21 protein-coding genes are annotated in these 26,852 nt (G+C 46.1%); 6 read left to right on the plus strand and 15 right to left on the minus strand.

Features of this window, described 5'->3' with window-relative positions; all coding sequences use genetic code 11:
- Positions 1–403: 403 nt before the first annotated feature.
- Positions 404–2,104 (plus strand): alkaline phosphatase D family protein, encoded by a 1,701-nt coding sequence (locus J2W69_RS18035; protein ID WP_310281082.1) that lies wholly within the window; start codon positions 404–406, stop codon positions 2,102–2,104.
- Positions 2,105–2,159: 55 nt separating this feature from the next.
- Here the strand turns inward: J2W69_RS18035 and lnt are convergent, their stop codons facing one another.
- The 5 genes from lnt to miaB all read right to left on the minus strand — a co-directional run bounded on the left by lnt (position 2,160) and on the right by miaB (position 7,718).
- Positions 2,160–3,689 carry an apolipoprotein N-acyltransferase gene (lnt, locus tag J2W69_RS18040; protein ID WP_310281085.1) on the minus strand — a complete coding sequence of 510 codons (1,530 nt, stop codon included), beginning with the start codon at positions 3,687–3,689 and terminating at the stop codon, positions 2,160–2,162.
- A 3-nt stretch (positions 3,690–3,692) separates the two neighbouring features.
- The gene (locus tag J2W69_RS18045) at positions 3,693–4,571 is read right to left on the minus strand and encodes an HlyC/CorC family transporter (RefSeq protein ID WP_008900342.1); all 879 of its coding nucleotides are present in this window, start codon (positions 4,569–4,571) and stop codon (positions 3,693–3,695) included.
- A 117-nt stretch (positions 4,572–4,688) separates the two neighbouring features.
- Positions 4,689–5,150 carry an rRNA maturation RNase YbeY gene (ybeY, locus tag J2W69_RS18050; RefSeq protein WP_310281089.1) on the minus strand — a complete coding sequence of 154 codons (462 nt, stop codon included), beginning with the start codon at positions 5,148–5,150 and terminating at the stop codon, positions 4,689–4,691.
- Positions 5,151–5,153: 3 nt separating this feature from the next.
- Positions 5,154–6,218, minus strand: coding sequence for a PhoH family protein (locus tag J2W69_RS18055; protein ID WP_310281091.1), 1,065 nt, complete (start codon positions 6,216–6,218; stop codon positions 5,154–5,156).
- A 72-nt stretch (positions 6,219–6,290) separates the two neighbouring features.
- Positions 6,291–7,718: a tRNA (N6-isopentenyl adenosine(37)-C2)-methylthiotransferase MiaB gene (gene miaB, locus J2W69_RS18060; RefSeq protein ID WP_310281093.1), complete on the minus strand. Its 1,428-nt coding sequence runs from the start codon at positions 7,716–7,718 to the stop codon at positions 6,291–6,293.
- A gap of 304 nt (positions 7,719–8,022) precedes the next feature.
- On the opposite strand from miaB, the gene leuE reads away from it, so the two are divergent.
- Complete coding sequence (leuE, locus tag J2W69_RS18065) at positions 8,023–8,673, plus strand: leucine efflux protein LeuE (RefSeq protein ID WP_310281095.1); 651 nt, start codon at positions 8,023–8,025, stop codon at positions 8,671–8,673.
- Between the two features lie 292 nt (positions 8,674–8,965).
- Here leuE and J2W69_RS18070 read toward each other — a convergent pair whose 3' ends face one another.
- The 7 genes from J2W69_RS18070 to J2W69_RS18100 form a co-directional block, all read right to left on the minus strand.
- On the minus strand, positions 8,966–9,832 hold the full coding sequence (locus J2W69_RS18070) for a DUF2971 domain-containing protein (protein ID WP_310281098.1): 867 nt from the start codon (positions 9,830–9,832) through the stop codon (positions 8,966–8,968).
- A gap of 179 nt (positions 9,833–10,011) precedes the next feature.
- Positions 10,012–11,247: an ABC transporter permease gene (locus J2W69_RS18075; protein WP_310281100.1), complete on the minus strand. Its 1,236-nt coding sequence runs from the start codon at positions 11,245–11,247 to the stop codon at positions 10,012–10,014.
- Between the two features lie 10 nt (positions 11,248–11,257).
- On the minus strand, positions 11,258–12,568 hold the full coding sequence (locus J2W69_RS18080) for an ABC transporter permease (protein WP_310281102.1): 1,311 nt from the start codon (positions 12,566–12,568) through the stop codon (positions 11,258–11,260).
- Positions 12,569–12,577: 9 nt separating this feature from the next.
- Positions 12,578–13,282, minus strand: coding sequence for an ABC transporter ATP-binding protein (locus tag J2W69_RS18085; RefSeq protein ID WP_310281104.1), 705 nt, complete (start codon positions 13,280–13,282; stop codon positions 12,578–12,580).
- A gap of 36 nt (positions 13,283–13,318) precedes the next feature.
- Positions 13,319–14,593, minus strand: a complete 1,275-nt coding sequence (locus J2W69_RS18090; RefSeq protein WP_310281106.1) for an efflux RND transporter periplasmic adaptor subunit — start codon at positions 14,591–14,593, stop codon at positions 13,319–13,321.
- 165 nt (positions 14,594–14,758) lie between these two features.
- On the minus strand, positions 14,759–15,646 hold the full coding sequence (locus tag J2W69_RS18095) for a hypothetical protein (protein ID WP_310281108.1): 888 nt from the start codon (positions 15,644–15,646) through the stop codon (positions 14,759–14,761).
- A gap of 192 nt (positions 15,647–15,838) precedes the next feature.
- Complete coding sequence (locus tag J2W69_RS18100) at positions 15,839–16,690, minus strand: DMT family transporter (RefSeq protein WP_310281110.1); 852 nt, start codon at positions 16,688–16,690, stop codon at positions 15,839–15,841.
- A gap of 222 nt (positions 16,691–16,912) precedes the next feature.
- On the opposite strand from J2W69_RS18100, the gene J2W69_RS18105 reads away from it, so the two are divergent.
- The 4 genes from J2W69_RS18105 (at position 16,913) to J2W69_RS18120 (ending at position 19,981) form a co-directional block, all read left to right on the plus strand.
- Entirely contained in the window at positions 16,913–17,896 is a 984-nt protein-coding gene (locus J2W69_RS18105) for a response regulator (protein WP_310281112.1), read from the plus strand.
- Positions 17,897–17,906: 10 nt separating this feature from the next.
- Positions 17,907–18,296 carry an Hpt domain-containing protein gene (locus tag J2W69_RS18110; protein WP_310281115.1) on the plus strand — a complete coding sequence of 130 codons (390 nt, stop codon included), beginning with the start codon at positions 17,907–17,909 and terminating at the stop codon, positions 18,294–18,296.
- Between the two features lie 84 nt (positions 18,297–18,380).
- The gene (locus tag J2W69_RS18115) at positions 18,381–18,761 is read left to right on the plus strand and encodes a response regulator (protein WP_310281117.1); all 381 of its coding nucleotides are present in this window, start codon (positions 18,381–18,383) and stop codon (positions 18,759–18,761) included.
- A gap of 104 nt (positions 18,762–18,865) precedes the next feature.
- The gene (locus J2W69_RS18120) at positions 18,866–19,981 is read left to right on the plus strand and encodes a sensor histidine kinase (RefSeq protein WP_310281119.1); all 1,116 of its coding nucleotides are present in this window, start codon (positions 18,866–18,868) and stop codon (positions 19,979–19,981) included.
- A gap of 5 nt (positions 19,982–19,986) precedes the next feature.
- Here J2W69_RS18120 and J2W69_RS18125 read toward each other — a convergent pair whose 3' ends face one another.
- From J2W69_RS18125 to J2W69_RS18135, 3 genes are read right to left on the minus strand one after another with little or no spacing between them, the layout of a single operon-like run.
- Positions 19,987–23,574 (minus strand): EAL domain-containing protein, encoded by a 3,588-nt coding sequence (locus J2W69_RS18125; RefSeq protein ID WP_310281121.1) that lies wholly within the window; start codon positions 23,572–23,574, stop codon positions 19,987–19,989.
- Positions 23,571–24,626 (minus strand): chemotaxis protein CheB, encoded by a 1,056-nt coding sequence (locus tag J2W69_RS18130; RefSeq protein ID WP_310281123.1) that lies wholly within the window; start codon positions 24,624–24,626, stop codon positions 23,571–23,573. Before J2W69_RS18130 ends, J2W69_RS18125 begins: the two co-directional genes overlap by 4 nt.
- A 13-nt stretch (positions 24,627–24,639) precedes the next feature.
- Positions 24,640–26,841, minus strand: a complete 2,202-nt coding sequence (locus J2W69_RS18135) for a hybrid sensor histidine kinase/response regulator (RefSeq protein ID WP_310281125.1) — start codon at positions 26,839–26,841, stop codon at positions 24,640–24,642.
- Between the last annotated feature and the right edge of the window lie 11 nt (positions 26,842–26,852).

The raw sequence follows: 26,852 nt of genomic DNA on the forward strand, positions 1-26,852 counted from the left end.
CAGCTGATCCAGTAATTGGTCTGTAATTGGCATTCTTTATCCCTTCCAAGGAGTTAGGTAGAATGCCACTTACACAGATTTTTTTACACTCTCAATTTTTGCGTTGTATATTTCACATCTTTCTTTTGTTTTTCCCTATCTTATTTTATGTAAAACACAATTCTCTGCAAATCTGTACCTTAATTGGTTTGTAAAGTGCAATTATCTGGAAAATTGTTAACGATATTGTGTGATTTCATCTTTTGTTCTTTAAGTATTCTGATGTTCTAACTCCTAGCTTAGGTATGTAACTTTAATGTTGTTGGTGATAAGGGGGAGTGTGAATAAAAAGTGCTGTTACCCTGGCTTTTCGTCATAAAAAAATCACTAAAGCAATTTAAAGTGATCCTCTTTCGGAGGAACTATGTCGAATTTTAGCAGAAGAAATTTTATTAAAAACAGCGCTTTTTTAACCGGAGCAGCCTGGCTAAGTACCGCTGTCTTTGGTTGCAGCAGTTCAGTCAAAACAGCAAAAAACAGCAGTCCTATTCAGTTTTTGCATGGCGTTGCCAGTGGCGACCCTTTAACAGACCGCTTAATTTTATGGACTAAAGTGACACCTGAACAACAGCCGGATTCAGTGCAGTTGTTGCTGGAAGTCAGTGAAAATGCCGACTTTTCTGTTGTGCAACATCAGCAGCTTTGTCTGGCGCGTAAAGAAGCCAATTATTGCTGCAAAGTGGATTTAACCGGCCTGTTGCCTGGCCGCAGTTATTATTATCGTTTTAGTGATAGCAATACTATGTCTGCAACAGGCCATGCGAAAACTTTGCCTGAAGGTTCTGTATCGCATGTGCGTTTTGCTGTGTTGTCTTGCTCTAATTATCCGGCGGGTTATTTTCATGTCTATCAGCAAGTGGCAGAACAGCAACTCGATGCCGTATTGCATTTAGGTGATTACATTTACGAATACGAGCACGATGGTTATGCCACAGAACGCTCTGTTGAATTAGGCCGGGCTTTAGCCGCAGATAATCAGGGCGAAATTATCAGTCTGACGGATTACCGCAACCGATATGCTTTATACCGCAGTGACAAAGATTTACAGCAAGCTCATGCCAGCCACAGTTTTATCTGTGTTTGGGATGATCACGAAATTACCAATGATGCCTGGACAGACGGCGCTGAAAACCATCAACCCAATGAAGGCGATTATCAGCAGCGTAAGCTCAATGCGCTACAGGCCTATTACGAGTGGATGCCAATACGGCCTTTGGTTTCAGGACAACAACAAAGTTTGTACCGCAGCTTTTCTTTTGGTGATCTGGTCGATTTGCATATGCTCGACACCCGGATTGAAGGGCGTAATGTGCAACTGGAGTACAAGCATTACACAAATAAAGAAACCGGCGCCTTTGATACTCAGCGTTTTGTCGGCGATTTAACCAGTCCAAACCGTACTTTGCTGGGACAAAAACAGCAGCAATGGCTGCAAACTCAGTTGCTGCGTTCTAAAGCCCGGTATCAGGTGTTAGGCCAGCAGGTCTTAATGGCGAAGATGATGTTTCCATCTGAGTTGTTGTCAGCTTTTTCTAAACCAGGCCCTGAGCTGGTAAAACAGATTGCTGAACTTTCAGCATTAAAGCAGCGCGCACAGCAAGGTGATGGAAGCCTGACTGCACAGGACAAGCAACGTATAGAGTCAGTGATTGCTTACAACCTGGATGCCTGGGATGGTTATCCCTATGAGCGCGAACTGATTTATCAGACGGCACAGCAGCAGAATAAACAACTGGTGGTCCTGGCAGGGGATACCCATAATGCCTGGGCTTCGACTTTACATGATCAACAAGGTAAAAAAGTGGGAATAGAGCTGGCTACTGCTTCGGTTAGTTCCCCTGGTATTGAGACTTATCTGAAACTCAATACCGCTCAGGTAGAGCAGTTGGCTGATGTGTTACCTACACTGATCAACGAGCTGGAATACTGTAACTTGCATCAACGCGGCTACCTGTTGGTGTCATTCAGTAAAACACAAATAGATGCACAATGGTTTTTTGTTGATGACATCACCAAAGTTGTGTATCAGACGACCTTGGGACATCAGCAAAGCTACAAGCTTTAAGTTGTCTTTAAAACAACAAAGCCATCGCAAGGTGGCTTTGTTTATTGGAGGCGCGTCACTTAGCTTGATTAGCCAACTGGTAGCGTCTGACACTTAACAGACCAACACAAAGCAGGCTGATTATTAGCACTGGCCAGTCGCTCAAAAGGCTGTATAAAGTACGGCCTTGTACCAATGGCACTTCAGCTGTTAACACTCCCTCTTCAAACTGAGCTAAACGTGCTTGTTCTTTGCCATCAGCAGTCACCACAGCGGTAATGCCGTTATTGGTGGCGCGAAGTAGTGGGCGGCCTAATTCCAGTGCACGCATCCTGGCTATTTCTAAATGCTGGTGGGGGCCAATAGAGGCACCAAACCAGGCGTCGTTACTGACCGTCAACAGGAAGTGGGTATTATCATCAAAGTTGGCAATCATCTGGCGTGGAAAGGCAATTTCAAAACACAAAGCGGCCAGCAGTGAATAGCCATTGGCTTGTAAATTAGGCTGCAGCCAATCCCCACGGCTGAATGAACTCATCGGCAGGTTAAACAGCGGTGCTACATACTTCAGTACATCCTGAAAAGGCACAAACTCGCCAACGGGTAATAAATGATGTTTCTGGTACCTGTTGTCTGTGTTGTATCTGTAATCGCCGCCACTGGCTTCTTTAGAAAATTTCCCCAAGACGATCATGCCGTTATAAGCATCACCGTTTTGTTTGTAATCCAGAATACCTGTGACAACAGCTGTATTGTTTTCTGCCGCCAGCATATCCAGATTAAATAAATAGGCTAAAGCTAAAGGCTCGAGTTGTGGAATAGCGGCTTCAGGCCAAATCATAATATCGGCGTTCAGATGTGGGCGGCTCAGCTCCATATACTTGCGCATAGTGATGGCTTCCTGCTCCGGATCCCAGCGTAAATCCTGGGCTATATTGCCTTGCACTAAAGCTACCTTCACCTGCTCGCCAGTATCTTGCCAGCCTTTGATGCTGTTTAATGCAGGGCTGACCATCAATACTATGGCCGCTATCGCTGGCCAAACCCACAGCTTGCTCTGAATAGCTACTGCCACACAACCTGCAATCAACAGCATTAAAAAGCTGATGCCGGTTTCGCCCACTACCGTAGCCCATGGCGCCATCCAGCCATCGGTTTGACTATAACCCACAGATAACCAGGGGAAGCCAGTTAAAAACCAGGAACGGATATTTTCGGCGATAAACCAACTGGAAGCTAATAGCAGCGGAAACCAAAAGTTGCCTCGAAATCGCCAGCTAAACCATATAGCAAGGGCAGGGAAGAGTGCCAGATAACCTATCAGAAATGCCATAATAGCCAGGCTGGCAATCAGTGGCATGCCGCCAAAAGTGGCGATACTGACATGCACCCAACTGATCCCCACACCAAACCAGCCCAAACCATAGGCATAACCAAACAGGGCTGCCTGTTTTGGACTTTGTGCCTGCAGCAGGCAATACGCCATTACAGACAAGGTCAGCAGCGGTAACATATGGTAAGTAAAAGGGGCAAAAGCTAAGGTGTTTAATGCACCCAGCCCTGCTAAAAGCAGGGCTGGGAACCAGGAGGTTTTTGACAACAGCAAAAGTTAGTCCTTCTGTAGCGCTGTAGTTTCTGTGGCAGTTTTAGCACGAATGACCTGCAACTGCACCAGACGTCTGCTATTGGCTTTGCTGACTTTAAAGGTCAGATTTTGCAGTTCAATGGTTTCGCCTTTTTCCGGCATATGGCCAAAGGCATGCAGCACTATACCGCCTATAGTACCAGCCTCTTCTTCATCGAAGCTGGTGCCGAAACTTTCATTAAACTCGTCGACAGGTGTTAAAGCGCTGACCTGATAGACATGGCTGGCCATTTTTTTGATATCCAGATCTTCTTCATCGTCGTGTTCGTCTTCGATTTCACCGACAATTTGTTCCAGAATATCCTCAATAGTAATCAAACCGGACACGCCACCGTATTCATCAACCACTATGGCCATATGGTAGCGTTTCTGACGGAATTCTTTTAATAAGGCATCCACCCTTTTACTTTCAGGGATAATGACAGCGGGGCGTAATAAATCGCGCAGACTCCATTCGGTATTGCCTTGTAAGCTGTGCTGCAACAAGTCTTTAACCAGCAGAATACCTTCGATATGGTCTTTGTCTTCGTTAACCACAGGATAACGGCTGTGGTTATTTTCCAGCAGCAGCGGCATCATTTGTTCAAGGGACTGATCAATATTAATGGTAGCCATCTGCGAACGTGGCACCATAATGTCACGGGCGCGCATTTTGGAGACATCCAAAACACCCTGCAACATACTGTGAGTATCGTTATCAATCAGCTTGCGCATCGCAGCTTCGTTGATCACTTCAACCAGATCAGATAAATCTTGTGGTTCTGCGGTAAAAATCGCGGCTATACGTTCCAGCCATGATTTGGCGGCAGAACCCCGACTAGAGTGGGAATGGTCGTCACCCATGAGTGAACTTAAGCTCCAAGTAATGAAAAAGAAAATACCCAAAGTAAAATGAGTTGCGGCGAGAGTTTAAAGTCAACCAGGCTGCAGCTTCAGGTACGCAAGAAATTAAAATAACAGTTAATCTTCTAAAACATAAGGGTTCTTTATACCCAGTTGCTGCAAAATCAGAATTTCTTCTGCTTCCATTTGCTCCGCATCTGCGTCATTTATATGGTCAAAGCCTAATAAATGCAAGCAGCCATGCACCACCATATGGGCCCAGTGATGATGTAATTCTTTGCCTTGCTCTACAGCTTCTGCTGCCACTACCTGAGCACAAATAACTAAATCACCTAATAATGGCAATTCTTCCACGCCTGGTGGCAGCTCAAAAGGGAAGCTCAGCACGTTAGTGGGTTTATCTTTTTCACGGTAATCAAAGTTTAATTGCTGACTTTCTTCTTCGTCCACAATTCGTACTGTGACTTCTGCTATCTCCTGAAAAGGCAGAATAGCGGCTTCCAGCCAGAGCTGAAATTGGGCTTCGGATGGCAGGTTCGGCGCTTCGCTTGCCAGCTGTAAATCCAGGGTAATGCTCATGTTTTAGTCTTTACTCGTGTTGGCTGCGTCCAAAGCTGCTTGTTTTGCTGCCTGCTTTTCGGCTTGTTTTGCTTCTTCCTGGGCCTCCAGCTTTTTCTGTTCAAAAGCTTCGTACGCCATGACAATTTTTTGCACCACAGGGTGGCGAACCACGTCTTTGGCTTTAAAGAAGTTAAAGCTCAGATCCGGTACTTCAGACAATACATCCATCGCATGCTTTAAGCCTGAGTATTGACCACGGGGTAAGTCCACTTGGGTGATATCGCCTGTGATCACCGCTTTGGCATTAAAACCAATACGGGTCAGGAACATTTTCATTTGTTCTACTGTGGTGTTCTGGCTTTCATCCAGAATAATAAAAGCATCACTTAAAGTACGGCCACGCATATAAGCCAGAGGTGCGATTTCAATCACCCCACGTTCTAAGTACTTTTCCACTTTTTCAAAACCTAACATTTCAAATAAAGCGTCGTACAAAGGCCGTAAATAAGGGTCCACTTTCTGCGCTAAATCGCCGGGTAAAAAACCCAATTTTTCACCGGCTTCTACTGCAGGGCGGGTGAGCACTATACGACGCACTTCACCTTTTTCCAGCGAGTCGACAGCACAAGCCACAGCCAAATAGGTTTTGCCTGTACCCGCAGGGCCAATACCAAAAGTTACGTCGTGGCGCTGAATATTACGCACATATGCACTTTGAGTGGCGTTGCGGCCTTTGACTGCACCTTTTTTGGTTTTAATGCTGACCTGTTCTTCATCAAACTGCTGCTCTGTGGGTTCCTGCTGCTGTTGCTGGATCACCAGATGCACCTGCTCAGGGCTTAAAGGCACAGCTTTGCCCTGGGCATTCGCAGTTTCGCCATACAGAGATTCGATGATTTGTTTTACCGGCTCAAGTTGCTCAGTTAAACCCACTAAACGCAACTGGTTGTCGCGGTAGGACACCTGCACACGGTATCGGCGTTCAATCTGACGTAAGTTATCGTCAAAGGGGCCCCATAAAAAAGCCAGGCGCTGAGGTTCGAAAGGGGAGAGAGAAAATTCTAAACTGGTGATGGGGTTATCCAAAAGTTTTATCTCTTTTCAGTAGGTAACGCATAGAGGCCAGTTTTGATGCTGGCCTCAGCATGCTGTTTTTAACTAAGGAGTAAAAGTTGCCACTCCCAATTCGTCTGTTTTTGCCGCTTTAGCCGCCAGAATTTGTTGTGGCGATACTTCACGACGTAAATCCATCTCTTTTTCAGTGCGGATCACTTTACCTTTTAATGAGTTGGTAAAGACATCAGTCACTAAAACATCTACAAACTGGCCAATCATATCGGGTGAGCCTTCAAAGTTCACCACACGATTGTTTTCCGTACGGCCGGTCAGCTCCATAATGTCTTTTTTCGACGGGCCTTCCACCAGAATACGTTGTTCAGTGCCGAGCATAGCACGGGCAATTTGTAATGACTGCTGGTTAATACGGTCTTGCAGCAGATACAGACGTTGTTTTTTCTCTTCTTCCGATACATCGTCCGGTAAATCGGCAGCCGGAGTACCAGGGCGCGCGCTGTAGATAAAGCTGAAGCTCATATCAAAGTTCATCGCTTTGATTAAATCCATAGTGGCTTCGAAGTCTTCTGCAGTTTCGCCAGGGAAGCCGATAATAAAGTCAGACGACATACATAAATTTGGCCGTACTTTTTTCAGTGCGCGAATTTTCGATTTGTATTCGATGGCTGTATGGTTACGTTTCATCAATGCCAGAATGCGATCTGAGCCGGATTGCACCGGTAAATGCAGGTGATCCACCAGCTCAGGCACATCTCGGTACACTTCGATAATATCGTCTGTAAATTCAACAGGATGCGATGTGGTGTAACGAATACGGTCAATACCGTCAATGGCAGCAACTAAACGCAGTAACTCAGAGAAATGGCAGATTTCACCATCAAAAGTTGCACCACGGTAGGCGTTCACGTTCTGACCCAACAGGTTCACTTCACGTACACCTTGTTCAGCCAACTGAGCGATTTCCAGTAAGACGTCATCCAGTGGACGGCTGACTTCTTCACCACGGGTGTAAGGCACCACGCAGAAAGTACAGTATTTAGAACAGCCTTCCATAATGGACACAAAGGCGGTAGGGCCATCGGCTTTTGGTTCTGGCATACGGTCAAACTTCTCGATTTCCGGGAAGGACACGTCGACCACTGGTGATTTGTTGCCATGCACTGAGTTAATCATTTCAGGCAAACGATGCAAAGTTTGTGGTCCGAATACGATATCGACATAAGGCGCACGCTCACGAATGGCTTTGCCTTCCTGCGAAGCCACACAACCACCGACTGCAATAATCAAATCCGGGTTTTTCTTTTTCAGCGGACGCCAGCGACCTAACTGATGGAATACCTTCTCCTGAGCCTTCTCACGAATAGAGCAGGTGTTCAGCAGGATCACGTCCGCTTCAGCAGCATCTTCAGTCAGAGTGTAGCCATGAGTTGCATCCAGCAGGTCTGCCATTTTGGATGAATCGTATTCGTTCATCTGGCAGCCCCAGGTCTTAATGTGCAGCTTTTTGCCCATTTGTGTTGTAGCCCGTAAAAAAGTTAACGCCAAGAAAAAGGACGCGCATTTTATCCTAGTAGGGCTTGAAGTGCCAGCAGTGGATCGGCTGCGAGAGGATTTGTACTGCTTTAAAGCTGTATCATAAAACCTGCATAGCAACTTTTGTAGCTTAGTCTGGTGCTAAGTTGCTTCCATGCGGTAGTGTTCTCCGGGTTTTGTCAATTTCCCCGCTAAATTGCAGTGACTTTTATAAGCCGTTGGCCTGATAATATTTAGAGACAAATAACAACGCAGAGCCGGTAAAATTGTTGCTCAGAGGATAATGATGGAAACTTTTGGTGTGATTCAGTTCTGGACTTTTTTGGCCGGAGTAGTAGTGATTATCCTGATGCCGGGGCCAAATAGTCTGTTTGTGCTGAAAACCAGCATGGTGCAGGGACCAAAACATGCGTGGCGTGCACTTGCCGCCGTATTGTTGGGTGACGGCATTCTGATCCTGTTGTCTTACCTCGGGTTGGCGTCCATGCTGTTAGCCTCTCCGGAACTCTTTCGCTGGATACGGTATTTAGGTGCGGCCTATTTGCTTTATATGGGCGTACAAATTTTATTAAGTTTGCGCCAACCCAAAGCTAATGCAGATGCACAAGAGGTGCAGGCGGTTGCAGTTGCTATTAAAACAGGTTCAGTATTTCGCAAGTCGTTGTTATTAAGCCTGACCAACCCGAAAGCCATTCTGTTTTTCCTGTCATTTTTTATCCAGTTTATCGACTCCGGCTTCACCCCCAACTGGCTGCCTTATCTGGTGCTGGCGGTGGTACTGGAAATCATCAGTCTGCTGTACCTGACCACATTGATCTATGCAGGAGCAGCCATAGCCAGCTTCTTCAAAGGCCAACCCAAAGCAGGACAAGCAGGCAATCTATTGTTAGGCCTGTTATTTACCGGTTTTGCAGTGAGATTGGCTTTGGCGTAAAAGCTTTGAACAATGCCTACTATAGTTAAAAGACCTCTACAGCAACCGGACTTGATGTCGAATGGGCCCCCATTGGGGCGCGAGCCGGACAAAATTGGGAGGCCAAGGTTTTAAGACGAGGAGTGTTTGAGCGAGGAGCGGTAGCGACGAACGAGTTGCCGAGTCGCCTTGGACGCACGATTTTGGGCCGGGCTTTCGCTGCGACCTGGGGTCGCCTTTTCTTTGGATACTTGTCTTTTGGCGAAGCAAAAGAAAGTATCTCGCCAGCGGCGAAACCGTTTAGAAAACGGAGCTAATCAACATCATGTATCTCAATATTAAAGTCATTTTTATTGATTGCCGCTTTTGTGATTTTAATATCATTCTTCGTTAGCTCTCTAAGCGCGTTTACCGCTTGTTTGAGGTGTTCCAAATGACAAGCATCTATCTTGCAGCCCGCGGTAATCTCAGTAATTCTGAATCTATCCGGGAGATCTATCTCTACCCCGGCTATTTCCTTCTGTGTTGCTGACTCAAGGCTGTTTGGTGCGATAAGGCGTATTTCTTTTTCGTGTGCCCATTCGATTGATTTTGTGCAAAGTATTTTTTCAAAGGCTGAGCCCAAAAAAATATCCCAATAATTGATTGATTTAGGTTTGCTAGTGTAGTCAACACTTCGTAAATATCTGTTATGTGAATTGTGTTCAAATAACGATGTCTTTTGACCTTCTAGGGCGTCTACTATTTCATATGTGACGCAAAATCCGCTATGACCTTTGCTGTAATGGGACCACATTAATGTGTTGGATACCGTTTCAGAAAAGCATGCGATTGCGCATCTATGATGTGTTTGTGCGGAGTCTAAGATCACATTTAGATAGCTATCGTCTTCAATTCTCTCCCCAAAGAGAGTGTGTATTTGCTCGGTCATATCACTATCAAGAGTCGGAAGATTTTGGTCCAGCAGATTTCTGTGTTTTATATTATTTAAAATGAATTCACAGAGCTTGGCAGAGTCTGGAGAATTAAACCTATATTCTGTGTCGAGTCTGTATTTAAGCTCTTGCGGGTCATTAAAGGTCTTTGGATTGGACAGCCACAGCTTATTTCTTCGTACAGTTTCCAGTCGAAAATACTTGCCGTCTTTCTCATCAAAATTCAGGTACTGATATAGTTTCATTGCTAATCCTTGAGCAGTGCAGAAAGGCTTTTTGCATAACTTTGTGATCTAAAGGCGAGTGTTGATTGTTAACGATTTTGGCATGTAATACCACAAACAAAAATCCCTCAGCCGAAGGACAAAAAGCTGAGGGAAAGGTTGGTCACTTTTTACTTAATCAGGGATCAAAGATAAAACTCTTAAGCCCGTCCTCTGGTTGCCGTAGCTGGCGAAATTCTCGAAGCCACTAAGGCCGGATAACTGACCGCCAGCTGGCCTACGATCAGCAAGGCCACTACACCTATTACCAATAACACAGGACTTAACGGGCTCATGCTGAAGGTTGAAACCAACCAGATATTCAGGCCTATTGCACCAGCTGCGCCTAAGATTACGCCGGCGGAGCTTATCAACAGGTTTTCCAGCATAAAGTAGCGCATCACTTGCCACTGACTGGCGCCCAAAGCGCGGCGGGTGCCGATTTGGCGGGTGCGTCTGTTAATACTGAACATGGCCAGACCCACAATGCCAAAACCTGTGATCAGCGTCAGCACAATAATGACGGTCAGCAGGGTTGTATTAGTGGCCTGATGCTCCTGATAACTTTTATCACGGGTTTGCTCCATGCTGGTGACGTTGCGGATAATGCGACCTCTGTCACTTTCGGCCAGCATTTTTTCAATCACAGGCATTAGTTCATCACGACGACCTGGTTCGGTGCGAATAAAAAAGCGACTGCCTTTGTTATCCAGTTGTTGAGGCACCAGCATGCTGCGCTCCACACCATTCCAGCCGTTCCATGGTGCTTGCAGGGTGTTGATAATGCCTGTGATTTGCACAGGTTGATGATTGTCAATGTAGACAGTTTTGCCTAAGGCGCTTTTCCAGTCGCCTTCAAACATAGCTTCTGCTAATGCCTTGGTGATGATGGTTTTAGGAGGCCAGGTGGTACTGCCTTCTTCACGCCAGACGATGTCTGAGTTCTGGAAGTTTTCACCTGCAATAAGCTCCACGCCCAAAGCATTGATACCGTGTTCGTCGACCATATAAACTGCAGAACCAGTGCCTTCAATATCATCACCAGCTTTGGTTTGCAGGCTCATAGACCAGCCACCACCGCTTAGAGGAATAGCATTGATTTGAGTGGCATCCACCACACCAGGAGTTTGGCGAATACGCTGTAAATCCTGCTGCAACGCTGTCTTCAGGTTGTAATTCTGAGCAAAGACAGTGTTGCTCAGATAAAAGGTATTGCTTTCATCCAAACCGCTGGCTCTGGCCATTTGCTGGCTGCGTTCCTGCATCATAAAGATGGCGTTCACCATAATGGTCAATGTCAGGGCAATTTGCAGGGCAATCAGCAAAGCGCCAATTTTATTGCGCATTAAGGCGCGGAATATAGGTCCTAACTCTAATCCGGAAAACAGATTTAACATGGCAAACTCCTTATTGGCTTTTCAGCTGAACGGACGGCTGCACCTGACAGGCACGCCATGTGGGATACAAACCTGCTAATAACGCACTGACAATAGCTAAACCAATAGCCATGGCGACTAAAGTCAAATCCAATTGGGCCAAATCGCGGATCCAGTCGCCATACATCACTTTAATGGCTTCAAGCCCCAATATGGCTAGCACTAAACCTAATAAACCACCTGCCAAACCTATGCAGCCTGATTCAATTAAATGCTGAATAAACAAATCGTTACGGCTTGCACCTAAGGCCTGGCGCACGCCAATTTCTGAGGCTTTGCCTAAAAACTTCGCCAGCAATAAACCTACAGTATTGAGTAAACACACCAACAGAAACATCAACGACATGGCCATCATCATGTTGGCGTCGTCTGCGACCACTTGCTGGTTTTCCAGCCACTGCATCACGTCACGCAACTTGTTGTTGTCGGTACGGGCAAAGCGGCCATATTGATGTTGCTCTTTGGCGTAGGCATTCATAAAGCTGAAATAAGCCTCTTTATCCTGCTCTGTGGGTAGTTCCACCCACAATTGCAGCCAGATACATTCAGAGTCTAAAAAGGCCTGAAAACCTGAACCTGTGGGTTTCCAACAGTTGGTATTGCCAGAGCGGCTGAATTTTTGCTCGGTAATTAAGCTAAAAGGCACAAAAACTTCTTCTACATCATTAAAAGCACCTGTGCTGATGTCGTAGAACTTAGGTTTTGGGTTCCATCTGTCGATCACTCCTGTCACTTTGTAGTCTTCACCGGCCATACGCACTGTCTGGCCTGTCGAATCTTTGCCACCAAATAAGCGCTCGTTGAGCTCAGCGTTGATTACGATCACCCGCTCTTTTTTCAGATCGGCCTGATGATCCCAGCCCGTGCCATATAAAAAAGGCACATCAAACATAGGAAAAAAGTCGGCACTGTTAGCGCGGCCTTGCACCATAAAAGGCAACACTTCTTTATCTGCAGGTTCTATCACTGCCGCCATACCACTTTGAATCGTCTGGCGTTTGGCTTTTTGTGCCTGCCATAAATAAGTGCCATCACGATAGGTCAGTTGAGTGGGGGCGTCACCGTCGTCGTTGTATGGATTGTTGGGTTGCCAGGCGTCCATTTGCACAAAAAACAGTTGCTCACTTTTTTGTGGAATAGGATTGGCCGACATCAGGTAGTTCACTGTAATGGTGGTCATGGAAGCACCAATACCTAAACCTATGGCGCAGACCATCAGCAGCGTCATACCCCAGGTGCGTTTGCAGCTTAAGTAAGCCAGCTTTACATAATAAGAAAACATAGCCGCTCCTTAAGCTTCGCCAACCAGATGCAGGTTAGAGTTTTTATTGGTTAGCTCGCTGACATGACCATCTTTAATATAAATCTGACGTTTAGCACGGGCCGCCAGGCTGGGGTCGTGTGTGACCATCAAAATAGTAGTGCCGGCTTTATTGATGTCTTCCAGCAGGCTCATCACACTTTGTGCCATCTGGCTGTCGAGGTTACCTGTGGGTTCGTCCGCCAGTAAAAAGCGGGGCGAGGTTGCCAGGGCGCGGGCTATAGCCACACGTTGCTGCTGACCACCGGACAACTGGCTTGGCAGATGCTTCATACGTGAAGCTAGACCCACTTGATCCAGATGGTATTCAATACGTTTTTTGCGCTCTGCTGTATTCAGGCCACGGTAACGTAAAGGCACATCCACATTGTCGAACAGGTTAAGATCAGGAATAAGGTTAAAGCTCTGGAAAATAAAGCCTATTTTCTGGTTCCGCATGCGGGAGCGGCCGCTGTCGTTTAGTTTGGTGATGTCTTCGCCGTCCAGCAGGTATTCACCGTTGGTGCTGGTTTCCAGCAAACCTGCAATATTTAAAAAAGTGGTTTTGCCTGAGCCTGAAGGGCCTGTCACACTGACAAAGTCGCCTTCGTTGACATGCAGCTGGATATCACGCAGCGCATGAGTGACCACGTCGTCAGTGATAAAGGATTTACTGATTTTATTCATAGTTAACATAACAAGTCCTCTGGCGTTCTCGCCTTAGTTATTTATTCAGTTATTCAGTTGTACTGTGCTGGCGCCTTCAAAAATGTCAGTGCCTGAGGTAATGATTTGATCGCCTGGCTGCAAACCAGCCAGAATTTCAACTGAATTCAGGCTACGGGCGCCCAGTTCAATCGGGGTTTTAATCGCCATGCCATTGCTGACTTTGTAGGCAAATTTGCCATTGCTGCTGTCGAGGAACTGACCACGGGCGACCTGCATCACGCCTTCGCGGTGTTCCAATAAGATGCGGCTGCTTAACCTTTGGTTTTGACGCAAAGCAGGGGGCGCTTCTTTGGTAAAACGCACCCGGCCTTTGACCTGGTTTTCGAACACTTCAGGAGAAATGGTCACCAGCTTGCCCATATACAGCTTTTGCTCAGCTGTGACTTCCACTGGCAAACCAATGATTAAGTCGTTGGCATAACTTTCAGGCACGGCAATTTCGACTTCAAACTGGCTTAAATCCACGACGGATAAAATCAGCTGGTTTTTGGTGATATAGGTTTTGTTTTCTACCGCCAGATTACCCAGCAAACCATTGACCGGAGAACGGACTTGCAGGCCATTGACCTGGCGCTGAAAGTCTTCCACCAGCAAACGCTGACGGTCCAGTTGCTGAGCTAAACTTTGCACTTCAAAATCAAGGTTTTCTTTATTCAGGCGGGCATCTTCCACAGCGTGCTGGTGCTGCAATTTGGCAGTTTCTAAATCGTCCTGCGCTTTTTCGTGCTCAATTTTGCTGATCACACCTTTGTCAAAGCCCTGATCGGCACGGCGTTTCTCACGCTCTGCTGTGGTTAAAGTCACTTGTGCTATGTCCACCGCTTTTTTGTCGGTCAGTTGCTGCTTTTTGGCTAAGATTTTTTGACGGTCATGGCTGGTTTCTAAGCTGTAAAAGGTAGCTTGTTCCTGCAGCAGTTTATTATTCAGCTCGGGGCTGTCGATAGTCGCCAGCACATCCCCTTGTTTCACTTCAGTACCTGCATCCAGTAATAAGCTGATAGTGCCCTCAGCCGGAGCATAAAGTTTAGGACTGACCGCTGCGACCACCTGACCCTGAGCTGAAATATCCCGGGTAAAATCTGCTGTTCTTACTGTATCCAGCCGCACGCGCGACAAAGACACTGAGATATCTGACTGCGACCAGCTGCGTGCTGCAGGGACAATCTGCCATAACAGCAAGACCAAAAGCAGACTGACGGAGCCTGCTACCCAGAATTTCTTAGTGGTTTTTTTTGGTGCCAGCCGTTCATCCTGGCTGCTGGTATCCGCTATTTTCATGGTTTTTCCTGCACTCTTGCTCTTTGGACAGGCATTAAAAATGCCGCTATTACCAATGAGTCGTCAGGAGCAGGAAAAAGGTTTGAAGCGAATTAAAATAAATTTGAACAGGCAGGGGACTGCCACTATTTTGTGAGGAAAAGCCGCACTACTGCGGCCAGGGGCTTAAAGTGTTTTGCCTAATCCAGCAGAGATGGCTTCAACATAAGACGTCATCAGTTGCTGTGGATCGGAAGAGCCGTTGGCAACTATCTGATCCAAAGTCCAGATAAAGCCACCCCCCAGAGTTTTACTGCCTTTAAAAGATTTCATCAAATGCCGTACCAGTGCCGGACTGTCATAGGTCCAGTCTCCTGCCACAATAAAAGCTGTGGTATCAAAACCCGGAATAGCTTCAGCAATAGCATGAGCCCATTGTGAAGGCTGGTTGCCTTTGCCGCCGTTGTAACATTGCAGATTCCAGCCTTTCACTGCGCCTTTGTTGGTGTTGTTTAATTGCTGTAAGGCGTTGGTCCAGAACTGCTGATAGGTGTAGGGGCAAAAGGTTAAGTGAAAACCCAGACTGTTGGCGAGCTGGCAAAAGGCCACAAAAGACGGCAGGTCGTATTTATCTTCGCAGTCTAAATCAATAATGCTGATGGCCGGAAAAGTCTGTTTTAATACTTTTAAGTTAGTGGCCAGATTAGTGCCGTTGTAGCTGTTGTCGTTTTGCTGATAGATTTTTTGTAAGGTTTCAAAGTCCATCACCCCACCACCACCAATCGAAGCGCTGAGGCTGGTGACAGTGCCGCCCAGGGTGCTGTTGATCAAGGCCGGCCAGTCAGGGTCTGCTACATAATGGCCTTCGGAGATAATCAGCGTATTGTTAAAGTAAATATCCCCCAGGATCTGGCTGGGCTGAATCGAGTAGTTACGGCCTATATGAAACAAGCCAAGGATCAGGCTGGTAAAACCTGAGTTTTGTAACTGGGAAATGGTGGTACTGACGGCTTGCTGGCTGTGATCCGGATAGAGAATACCTTCGGCATAGACGGTGAAATTTAACCTGGACATGGTTCACTCCTTGTTGCTGAGGCGGACAGAGTTTTCCAAAATCGGCAGAGTGTTGCTTTTTAAACGGTCTGAAAGCCTTTCCCTGTTTTGGTTAAATAAAGCTAGACCTGGTTTCTTGTTTTAGCAACAAAAAATTAACCAAAACAAGGAATTTAATGGAAGTGTCATCGCACACAGGGACAGCTGGCTCGCTTACCACAAACGTTGTCTGGTGCTGATATAGCCAGCGTAAAAGATAATAGCCACACCGGCAAACCAGCTCATGGTGACAGGTTCGGACCAGAATAAATAACCAAAAAGCCCGGCAAAAATAACAGAACTGTAAGTCCAGATGCCAATATCAGAAGCGGGTGCTAACGCATAAGCTTTGGTCATGGCCATCTGACCTATAGCAGCCAAAATACCCATAAAAGCAAAAGCCCACCAGGCTATGGTGGGTAATTCCTGCCAATAAAAAGGCACGGGCACAAAAGAGATAATGGCGGTTAGCAAGGAAAAGTAAAATACGATACGGGCTGCGGGCTCAGTGTCAGACATATAACGTATGGTGGTTTTGGTGACTGCGACTAATACAGCCGACAGCAGCGCTATTAAAAACAGATAAAAAGCACCCCCTCCGCTGGCTACAGGTAAAGCCAATAATACGCCACCAAAGCCAAGAGCTATGCTAAATAAAGTCAGGAGACTGGCGGTTTCTTTGAGCCAATATTTAGCAATCAGCGGCACTATAAAAGGCGACATTAAAAGCACCACCATAGCTTGCGCTAAAGGCAGTTGGCTAATGACATAAAAGAAGCAGTACATCGAAATAATGCCGGTCACAGAACGGCTTAAATGCAGATACCAGCGCTGGGTATAGAGCAATTGTTTACCTTGCACCCAAAGCCAGGGCAGCATCACCAACAAAGCAAAAAAGTTGCGGAAGAACACCACCTGAGCATTGCTGGCGCTGTCGCTGGTCAGTTTGACTAAAGCACCTATACCGGCAAAACAAGCTTCAGCCAGTAACAGCAATAACGCGCCTTTCAGCAAATTGGGTTGCATCGGAAATCACATCCATCGAAGAGGCGCGCAGTATAGCAGAGCAACGCAGAAATTTACTGTGCTTTCAGGGAGTCATCAGGTGGTTCTGTCGATAATTCCAGCTGAACTTAAATGCTAAACAGAAGACAAACTAAGCAAATATCCATTTTCGCTACTAAACTGCAGTTAAAGATGCCCTAAGGCGATGATGAGATTAATAAAGTTAAAACAAGGAGCGTTTCGTTGATACCGACCCGTACTTTTACGATCCTGGTTGTAGATGATGTTCTGCTGATGTGTGACTTTTTATTTAAAGTTATAACCTCTATTAAAAACTGCAAAGTGCTAAAGGCAACTGATGGGCGTACTGCTATCGATATTCTTGAACATGAAACCATAGATATGTTGATCACCGACATTGAGATGAATGCACCAAATGGCCTTGAGCTGTTAAAAAAACTACGCAGTGGTGCGCTCAATAACCCTCACGATATTCCTGTTTTAATGTTTTCTGGTAATACCTATAAAGATATGGTTTTAGAGTGTCTGGCATACGATGTGAATGATTTTTTAGCTAAACCATTGTCTGCTGATGGTTTAAAGAAAAAAGTGCTATTTCATTTACAACACGAAAAACAGATCCTTGATGCTGAACATTACAAAAAAATTGTGTTTGTACCCGAGAAAAGAGAAGTAAAAGCGGCGGAGCCAGCTCTTACCGCTGAACCCTACCGATCTCATGTTGCCATAGTCCGTTCTTTGTCTGCTTCTGACCACAAGGGCTATGTGCCACAGGAAGAGAATGAAACTGAAACCGAACTCGCCGAATTAGTGGTCTGGCCGGAAAACTCAACAACGGGTTTTCACCAACTGGACAGGCGTATGTTGATCCTGGCGCAACGTATCAACTTCTTTCACAACTTATTTGTTAAAGAAAGCAAAGCTATTGCATTAGCAAATGAAATAAAACGCATTGTTGAGGCCATAGACTACTTAATTTATGTGGGGAAAAAACTGCAAAATACCAGCTATGGTCAGCAAAGCTTTTGGGTATTCTTTAATGACAGGATCCAGAAGCTGACTGAATTAGGGGGCGATCTGGCAAAAGCAAACCCCAAACATAACTCACAGATCCAACCTTTATTTAAGCGTATCACCTATTGGTGGGTGCAGACACTGAACAGGCCCTTTGTACACCCTATTGATGAATCAGACCGTCATGAATAAAGGGCCTGTGTTGCGACCCCTTTCGAACCGGCCTTTATTGACCGTTGAAGCCATCAGCCTGATTTATGGTGAATCAGATGCAGGACTGATTATCGACACTCTGCAACAATTCAGATCTGAAGCTCTGGGTTATGTGATTCAGATTGATACCTTGTGGCGCACCGGCGCCTTTGACGATATTACAAGATATGTACATAGTTTAAAGACAATGGCTGCTATGGTGGGGGCTGAACGAATGGCACGGCTTTGTCAGGTGTTTGAGCGGCAGCTCAAAACCAGAGATATGGTTGAAGCGCAGCGCAGTTATCCGATATTTGAAGCTGTATGGGCGGAAACTCTGGCAGAGGTGGACAGCTATATTTTGGCGGACGGAGAGGCATCCTCTGATGCAGAGCAATAACAGCCTTGTTTTGGCAGATGGAGAAGCGCCCTCTGATGCACAGCAATAACAGCCTTGTTTTGGCAAATGGAGAAGCGTGCTCTGATGCACAGCAATAATGCGCCTGTTGTATTGTTTGTCGATGATGAGCAATTTCTGCTTAACGCTTACCAGCGCATGTTCCGGCAGTCTGATTGGCAATCCTTATTTTGTCTGACGATGAAAGAGGCCTATGAGCTGCTGGAGCTACACCAGGTTCAGTTGATACTGTGCGACTATTATTTAAAGGACGGGACAGGTGCAGAGTTTTTTCGTGGCCTGGATAACAAACACCATGCTGTTAAGCGTGTGTTGCTGAGCGGCAGCAGTGAAGATTTTGCGGATGAGTTGATAAAAGCAGGACTGGTTGATCAGGTATTAAGCAAACCATGTAGTAAAGAGCTGCTGAGTCTGGTGATAGAAAGTTATCTGACGGCAGTGAAGTAAGCCGCCAGTCTGTCCTGAGTATGCTGTATTGCCTTTATCTGTGGTGTTCCGATATTGTGTTGGCTCAGGTTTAGTACTTTTCAGGATTAGATGGGTAAAACCTTATGACAGTATTGGATTCAATGTCGAGCGCCGTATTACAGCTATTGCATAAAGATCTGCTGGTGGTTGATCCATCAGGAGTGCTGTTGTTTGCGACTGGTATTTTTTCTGATTATAAAACAGGTAGTTTTTTATCTGATGTGATGCCAGGCATTTCCTTGCTGGAAAATAAGACCAACACACTGGCACTCTGTGGCCCGGTTCAGGTGAGCCAGGTCGGGCCAATGGTCTATCAGGTTGTTCCTCTTACTGAACCTCAATGCAGAGGCTATTGCCTGCTGTTTCAACAGGTATCGGATCACAATGTGTTGCAGAAAAAGTCAGAGCATATGCAACAGCTGCTGTTTCAATCGGAGAAAATGGCCGTCATTGGACAGTTAACGACCAGCGTGACCCATGAAATAAACAATCCTGTGGGTTATGTGCATTCTAATTTGCATACCTTTTCTGATTATGTGGATAACCTGATTAAAATCATTGAAGTGCTGTCTGCTCCTGGTAGTACAGAGCCATCAGAGGCCATTAAGAAGAGATTTGATTTTGACTACATTTGTGAAGACATTCGCAACTTGTTAAAGGAATCAGCCTTTGGCCTGGAGCAGGTGATCGCTCAGATCATGTCACTGAAAGATTTATCCCATACCGATGAAGGCCATTTCCAGCTAGCCAACATTGAAGCAGGAATTTTGTCCAGTTTGACTATTGTGAATAACGAACTGAAATACAAAGCTGTGATACACAAAGACTTTGCAGCTTTGCCTATGGTGGAGTGTATACCTTCACAGCTGAACCAGGTGATGCTGAATTTACTGGTGAACGCCGGGCATGCGATCTCCGAAAAGGGCGAAATCCATATCAGAACCGGAGTTCAGCAAGACTGGGTCTGGATTGAAGTGCAGGACAATGGCTGCGGCATCAGTGATGAACACTTATCACGAATTTTTGAACCCTTTTTTACCACTAAAGCTATAGGAAAAGGCACGGGTTTGGGCCTTGCCTTGTCTCTTAACACCATTGAACGCCATCACGGGCGTTTTGAGGTGACAACCAAAGCAGGTAAAGGCACCAGTTTTAAAATCTGGTTACCTGTACAACAACCTGTCGTATCTTCCACCTGAGCTGTTCAGCCTCTGTTTTTTTCATTGGCGAGTAACTGCCGTTTCATTTGTTCATTTTCTAACTGGATGGCTCTGAGCCTGAAGGCTTCAGCAAGCTGTAGTTTTAATTCATTTGGCTCCCAGGGTTTAGTAATAAACCGGTAAATCACACATTCATTGATGGCTTTCAGAATGCCACTGATTTCGGTGGTTGCACTGAGCACCATACGAATAATATCCGGATAGATAGCCCGTACTTTTTGTAAGAAATCAATGCCTGTCATATCTCCTAACCGCAAATCGGTCAGCACTATGTCTACATTGTTTTTAGCCAATAAATCTAAGGCCTGAGCTGCAGATTCTGCCAGCAGCAACTTATAATTTTCCAGACGCAGTTCTCGTTTCAGAGCCTGCAGTATATTGGTTTCACTATCAACCACCAGCAAGCAGCGTTGGCCATTGGCATAGAGTTCAGGCGGTAACTGGGCCTGTTCTCTGTGTTGAAGTTGATGGAAGCATTGCTCTGCAGGCAAAGGCAATGAATAAAAATAGCCCTGAATTTCATCACAGCCTGCTTTGAGCAGAAAACCAAGTTGCTCTATAGTCTCAACACCTTCTGCAATCACAGTGATACCCAGATTATGCCCCATGGAGATCATGGAGCGGACCAGCGCTGCACTATCAGGGTCTGTGTAAACATCGCTAATAAAACTCCGGTCAATTTTCAGCTGTCCGAAAGGGAAACGTTTTAAGTAGGCCAATGAGGAGTAGCCTGTACCAAAATCATCAATAGAAAAGTGAATGCCCAGGGAGCGGAGTTCCTGCATTTTGAGCAGAGATTCATCTGCGTCATGCATTAAAATACTCTCTGTCATTTCGATTTTGAGCCAGTCAGGCTCTACCTGATACTGCTCCAGTATGGTGCGAATACGGGGAACAAACTGTGCATCCATAAAACTTAAAGCTGAAAAGTTCACTGCAACCGAAACGCCCTGAAGCTCATTTTTCCATTGGCTGATTTGGCTGCAGACAGTGTTAAACACATAAAAATCCAGTTCAGTGATCAAACCACTTTGTTCTGCCAGTGAAATAAAAGCCAGTGGGGAGATCATCTGCTCTTTGTGGTACCAGCGCACCAGAGCCTCCAGGCCACAAAGCCGGCCTGTGCTTAAATCAGCCTGTGGCTGGTAATAAACTAAAAACTCTTTACTGAATAACCCCTGCCGTATGGCTTGTTCCATTTGTAAGCGTTGTTGCACTATAGTGTTCATTTCCGGCTTAAACATACAGATCCTGTTACGTCCCTGATGTTTTGCTTCGTACATCGCAGTGTCGGCATTTCGTAACAAAGTAACGCTGGTATCTCCGTCCATAGGGTAACGACAGATCCCGGTGCTGAAGCTAATCACAATTTCTTGTTGTTCAATAACAACAGGGCGGATCAATTGCTGTTTCAGCTTTTCCAGTCGTCTGACATGAATAGATAAAGGGCAATTGTCTGTCAGTAAAATAACAAATTCGTCTCCTCCCAGCCGGGCTATGGTATCTGTATCCCGTATTTGCCTTTTCATACGTTCCGCAATCTGCTGCAACAACTCATCTCCGGCAGTATGACCAAGGCTGTCGTTAATCACTTTAAAGTGATCGATGTCCAAAAACGCTAGGGTAAATTGCTGGTCATGACGTTTAGCATAAGCGATAGCCTGTTGCAGCCGGTCGTTGAGCAGATTTCTGTTAGGTAAGCCAGTCAGATTGTCGTAATTGGCCTGATGCTCCAGCTCCTGTCTGTAGTTTTTACTTTCAGTAATGTCCCGCAATATGCCGACAAAATGACTGGTATGGCCCCTGTCATTGACGACGGGGGCAAGAGTGAGTTCATTCCAGAATGACGAACCATCTTTACGATAATTCAACAGTTCAGCTTTGCCTTTACTGTTGTTTCTGATGGCCCTGCGAATGGAGTCCAGACCGGGTTGATGCCGATCCTGGCTTTGCAGAAGTCGGCAGTTTTTCCCCAGCACTTCTGCTGAGGTGTAACCAGTCATTTGTTCAAAGGCTGGATTGACATAAACAATGGGCTGATCTTCAGCTTCATTGTCGGTAATAATGACAGCATTGATGCTGGCTTCTATAGCTCTGGTTCGGATACGCATCTGTAAATCTTGTTGCCGCTGCTCTGTCATGTCCTGCATAACCGCAATAGCCCCTTGTAACTGATTTTGTTTATTAAAAAAGGGCACAGCTGAGCTGAGTAACGTCTGGATGTTTTGTTGATCCGTTTTCACATCTAACAGTATATTTCTGCAGGCTTTTTGTTGATGCAAGGTTTGGTGTAACAGCCAGTGACCCGGGTCGCAGTGACTGCTGCTGTCTTGCTGTATATGTTGTAACTGACCTGCCTGATCCAGACTCTGAATGACCACGCCATCTGCTATCTGACGGAATTCCTGATTACTGATAATCAATTTGCCATTCTGATCAGCAACCAGTACTGCGACAGGTAAATTATCCAGCACATTACGTAACATGGATTCACTGTTCGCCAGAGCTTTGGTGCGTTCCTCCACCAGTATTTCCATACTGTTAAAAAGCCGGGCACGGCCCAAAGCCATAGAGAGCTGACGTCCTAAGGATGCCAATGCATCCAATGCGTCTTTTGACCAGGCCATACCTTTGTCATGCACAACATTCAGTAAACCTATGGTTTCGCCTCCGATCAACAGCGGAATGCTGGCATGAGACCTTTGGGGATAGCTTTGCTTTAACAGAGGGCATTGATCTATGTCTGCCGGCTGGTTGATTTTGTCTCTGAATATGGCATGGTGGCAAGGGCATTGATTGATGCAATCTAACTCAGTCAGAGGCTGCATGAGCTGATCTAAACCTGAATGGCCTGCGACCATTAAGCTGTCTTCCTTGTCTTTATCAGGCATCAGTAACCAGGTTGCAGCTACATCAGGAAACTCCAACACCCGTTGTAATGCTTCATCGATCAGCTCTTTTTCCTTTTGCTGGCCGGTAATACCAGTGGTGAAATGAAATAAAGAATGCAATAAGGAATTAGAGCGGGCCAGTTCATCATGTTTTGTTCTTAATTCATGATTGATCCGGACCCCCTGTTCATAGGTTGAGATCAACAAGTCGAGGATTTGTTGCCGGCTTGCAGTAATAAAATGCCGCTCGCCTTCCAGCAATACTTCAAACCCCATTTGAACCCGCTCATGGGCGCGTAGCTCATGATTGACCAGGAAATAGCGGATACGTGACAGCAAATAACGCTCTTCATAAGGTTTTACAATAAAATTATCTGCGCCACAGGCCAGACCGTGGACCACATCTCTGGGATCCGCCAGTGCAGTCACCAAAATAACCGGGATCTGTTTGGTTTTATCTGATTGTTTTATTTTATGGCATAACTGATAGCCATCCATTTTTGGCATCACAATGTCGCTGACGATCACTGTTGGAGTGCGGTGTTGCAGGATCTCCAGGGCCTCAATTCCATTTTTGGCCACCCATACAGTGCAACCTGACTGCTCTAATAAAAATTGCAGCTCTGCCGCCTGAGTTGCGCTGTCTTCCACAATCAGAACATTCGCTTCATTAAACATCATTCAGACTCCTTCTGTGATAAGGATTGCCTTTTACTGTGCTGCAAATCATTGATAAAAAACGCAATTTTTTGAGGGCTAAGTACGCAGTGGGGGGCAGCTAAACGCAGTGCCGCCTGAGGCATTGAGTCTATTAAAGCAGTTTCCGGATCCTGGATGATACAAAGCCCGCCTGACTGGCTAACAGCTTTTATTCCTTCAGCTCCGTCCTGGCCCATACCAGACAACTGAATTGCAATCACCTTTCTGGCCATATGTTGTGCTAACGAATGAAACAAACGATCCGCTGACGGGATATTCAGATCCGAAGGAGAGGCAAGGCTTAGTTTGACCCTGTGCCTGGCATCATATTCCAGATGGAAACCTTCCGGAGACAGGTAAATATGTCCAGCCTGTAACTCCTGTCCATGGCAGGCAACTCCTACTTTCAGCTTTGACAACTGCTGTAGCCAGTCGATAAAACTGTCTAAAAAACCTGCAGCTATATGTTGGATCAGTATCACAGGCCATGGGATCTTCGGGTCCAGCTCTGAGAGCAGCAATTTTAAAGCCGCCGGGCCACCTGCAGAAGCGGCTATGGCAATAACCGCAGGTGAGGTGACAGGTGATGGTGGTTGAACCATAGGGGCTGTGAGTGTGGCAGTAGAGCGGGTGCGCCTGACCACTTTAATTTCAGACATCAGGCGCAAGGTTCGTAACAGATCGTTTATTTGACGCTCAAAGCCCGGTACAGTTGGGCCAACAGGTTTTTCCAGAACAGCAAGTGCACCTGCGGCCAACGCCTGTATCGCCGTGGTGGCCGCTTTAGCGTTTGCACTGGCGGTTAATATAATGATGGGCAGGTTATAGAGTTCAAGAATACGACCTATGGTTTCATAACCATTGAGTCCGGGCATATGCACATCCATAGTCACTATATCCGGGCTATGTTGTTGTAACAACTCAAGCGCCTGGTAGCCACTGGAAGCTTGTGTGACCAGGTGTCCTGCCTCGATAAATATAGTGCTCAACAGCAGGCGCGCTACAGCTGAATCGTCTACGACTAAGATATGCATCACTTCACTCCATTCAGATGAGCCGCTGTATGCTGTCCAGCAAACTGTCCTGTTCAAAACCGCTTTTCACTAAATAAGCATTAGCCCCTGCTTCCAGACCACGTTGTCTGTCATCCGGGCTTTGCAAGGCTGTCACTAAAATGACAGGCAACGAAGAAAGCATGGCATCATTTCGTACTTTTAACGTCAGGTGAAATCCGTCCATTTTTGGCATTTCGACATCAGAAACCAGCAAATCGAATTGTTGTTGTTTTAGTTGATTCCAGGCTTCCTGACCGTCGTTAGCCGTCATAACCAGGTAGCCAGCAGTTTCAAGAATGGATTTAAGCAAAGCTCTTGACGTAAAAGAGTCATCAGCCACCAGAATACATTTCGATTTTTGTTGGGCCTGACCACTGACCTGGGCTCCGGTATGTACTTGTTTTGATTTGTGATATAAAGCTGTTGGATCCAGAATGGGGATGAGCTGTCCGTCACCCATCAAAGTTGCACCTAACACACACTGGACTTTCTTAAGTTGTGGCCCCAAAGCCTTGACAGTGATTTCCCGATCACCAAGCACAGTATCGACAGACAAAGCGAAGGATTCACCTCTGACTTTGAGGATCACCACATTAGGGCAGGCCATAGTTTTGACTTTTGTATCTGCCAGCTCCAGTACATCGCTCAATTGCCATAACGCCAGCACCTGCGAGCCAACGGCTAAGGTGGCTCTGTTTTCAACATACTGAATGTCCTCTTCTTTGAGCCTGATACAGCGCTCTACTGCAAACAGAGGCAATGCCAGAGTCCGGTCAGCACAACGGATAAACAGCGCCTGGAAGGTAGATAAACTAACAGGTAAAGAGATCCTGATGCTGCAACTTTGATTAGCTACGGACTGAAGTTCTATCTGACCAGATAGACGCTCAATGATGTCCTGGACTATGGCCATTCCCAAACCCCGTCCTGAGATTTCAGTGATCAAAGCGCTGGTTGAAAGGCCACTATGAAACACCAGTGCCAGAGCTTCAGCTTCGGACATCAGCTGCAGTTCTGTTTCTGTGAATAGACCTTTGGCACAAGCCTCAGCTTTGAGACGTTGTATATCTATGCCCTGACCGTCATCTGTGATGCACAGTTCAAATTGATCGGCGGAATTCTGGTTTAACGCCAGCACAACTTTACCTTTGGCTGTTTTTCCTTTACTTAACCTGTCAGCAGCAGACTCAATACCATGATCGATAGCGTTGCGCACCAGGTGGAGCAGCACAGGCTTCAGCTCATCAATAATACGTTTATCAATCTGCAGGTTATTGTCCTGTAACTCTAACTCCAGTTGCTTACCGGTCTGGCGGCTTAGATCTTGTGCCATAGCAGGTAATCCGGCAAACAGCACTGAGCCAGCAACCAGCAGTACAGATTGAACTCCTGTGTAAAAATTATCTGAAAATTGTACTAAGTCTCTGCAGAAACGGGCTGAACTTTTTTGCAGCTTGCGGGCTGTATGGTACAGCTGATCCATATGTTGCTGACTCCAGTCGGCATAATTTAGTAATTCCCTCTTTTGTTCCTTTTGCTGTAGCTCCTGGCCGGATAAAAGCCTGCTGAACCAGTCGGAGTGCAGCCCGGATTGGCTTTGCTTTTTACGTAATTCTTCTATATCCAACACAACCTGCTTCAGCTGTTTATGGTATTCAATGTTGTCCTGTTTCAGTTGCTGTGCTTCTTCGGCAAGAAACAACAGAGTCGTTAAGTTATGGTTGCTGACTTTCACTCTTTCCGGCTCAGAAGCTGTGGCTCTGTTGCTGGCTAAATCTGGCGGTTCGGCAGAAGAGGGGGCTTGCCATTGTTGTCCTTTGGCTGCGGCTTCAAGGTTTTTTTTCAACTCTGTTTGTTGTTGAATATCCACCAGCTGCTCAAGGCTCAGGCAACGAACCATAGTCAAAGCCTGACGGCATAATTCCAGATTAGCGCTACAGAGCAGTGCCGGCTTTTTGCGTGCTGCAGCGAGCAAACTTTCCCAGTGGTGACACAGTTGTTCTGTGTCATTTTGTCCTACAGCTCTGGCAGCACCTTTGAGACTGTGTACTTCTCTGAACAAGTCTTCGACCTGCTCCTCTGAGGTGTTTTCTTCTTCCCAGCCGGACAACTGATCAGCGAGCAGCTGCAAGCGTTCTTCAGCTTCTTGTCTGAAACTGCTGAGCAGTAACTTTTGTAACGCTTCACGGTCCATGCTGATCGCAA

The organism is Rheinheimera soli, from assembly GCF_031457405.1.
GTDB lineage: Bacteria > Pseudomonadota > Gammaproteobacteria > Enterobacterales > Alteromonadaceae > Pararheinheimera > Pararheinheimera soli_A.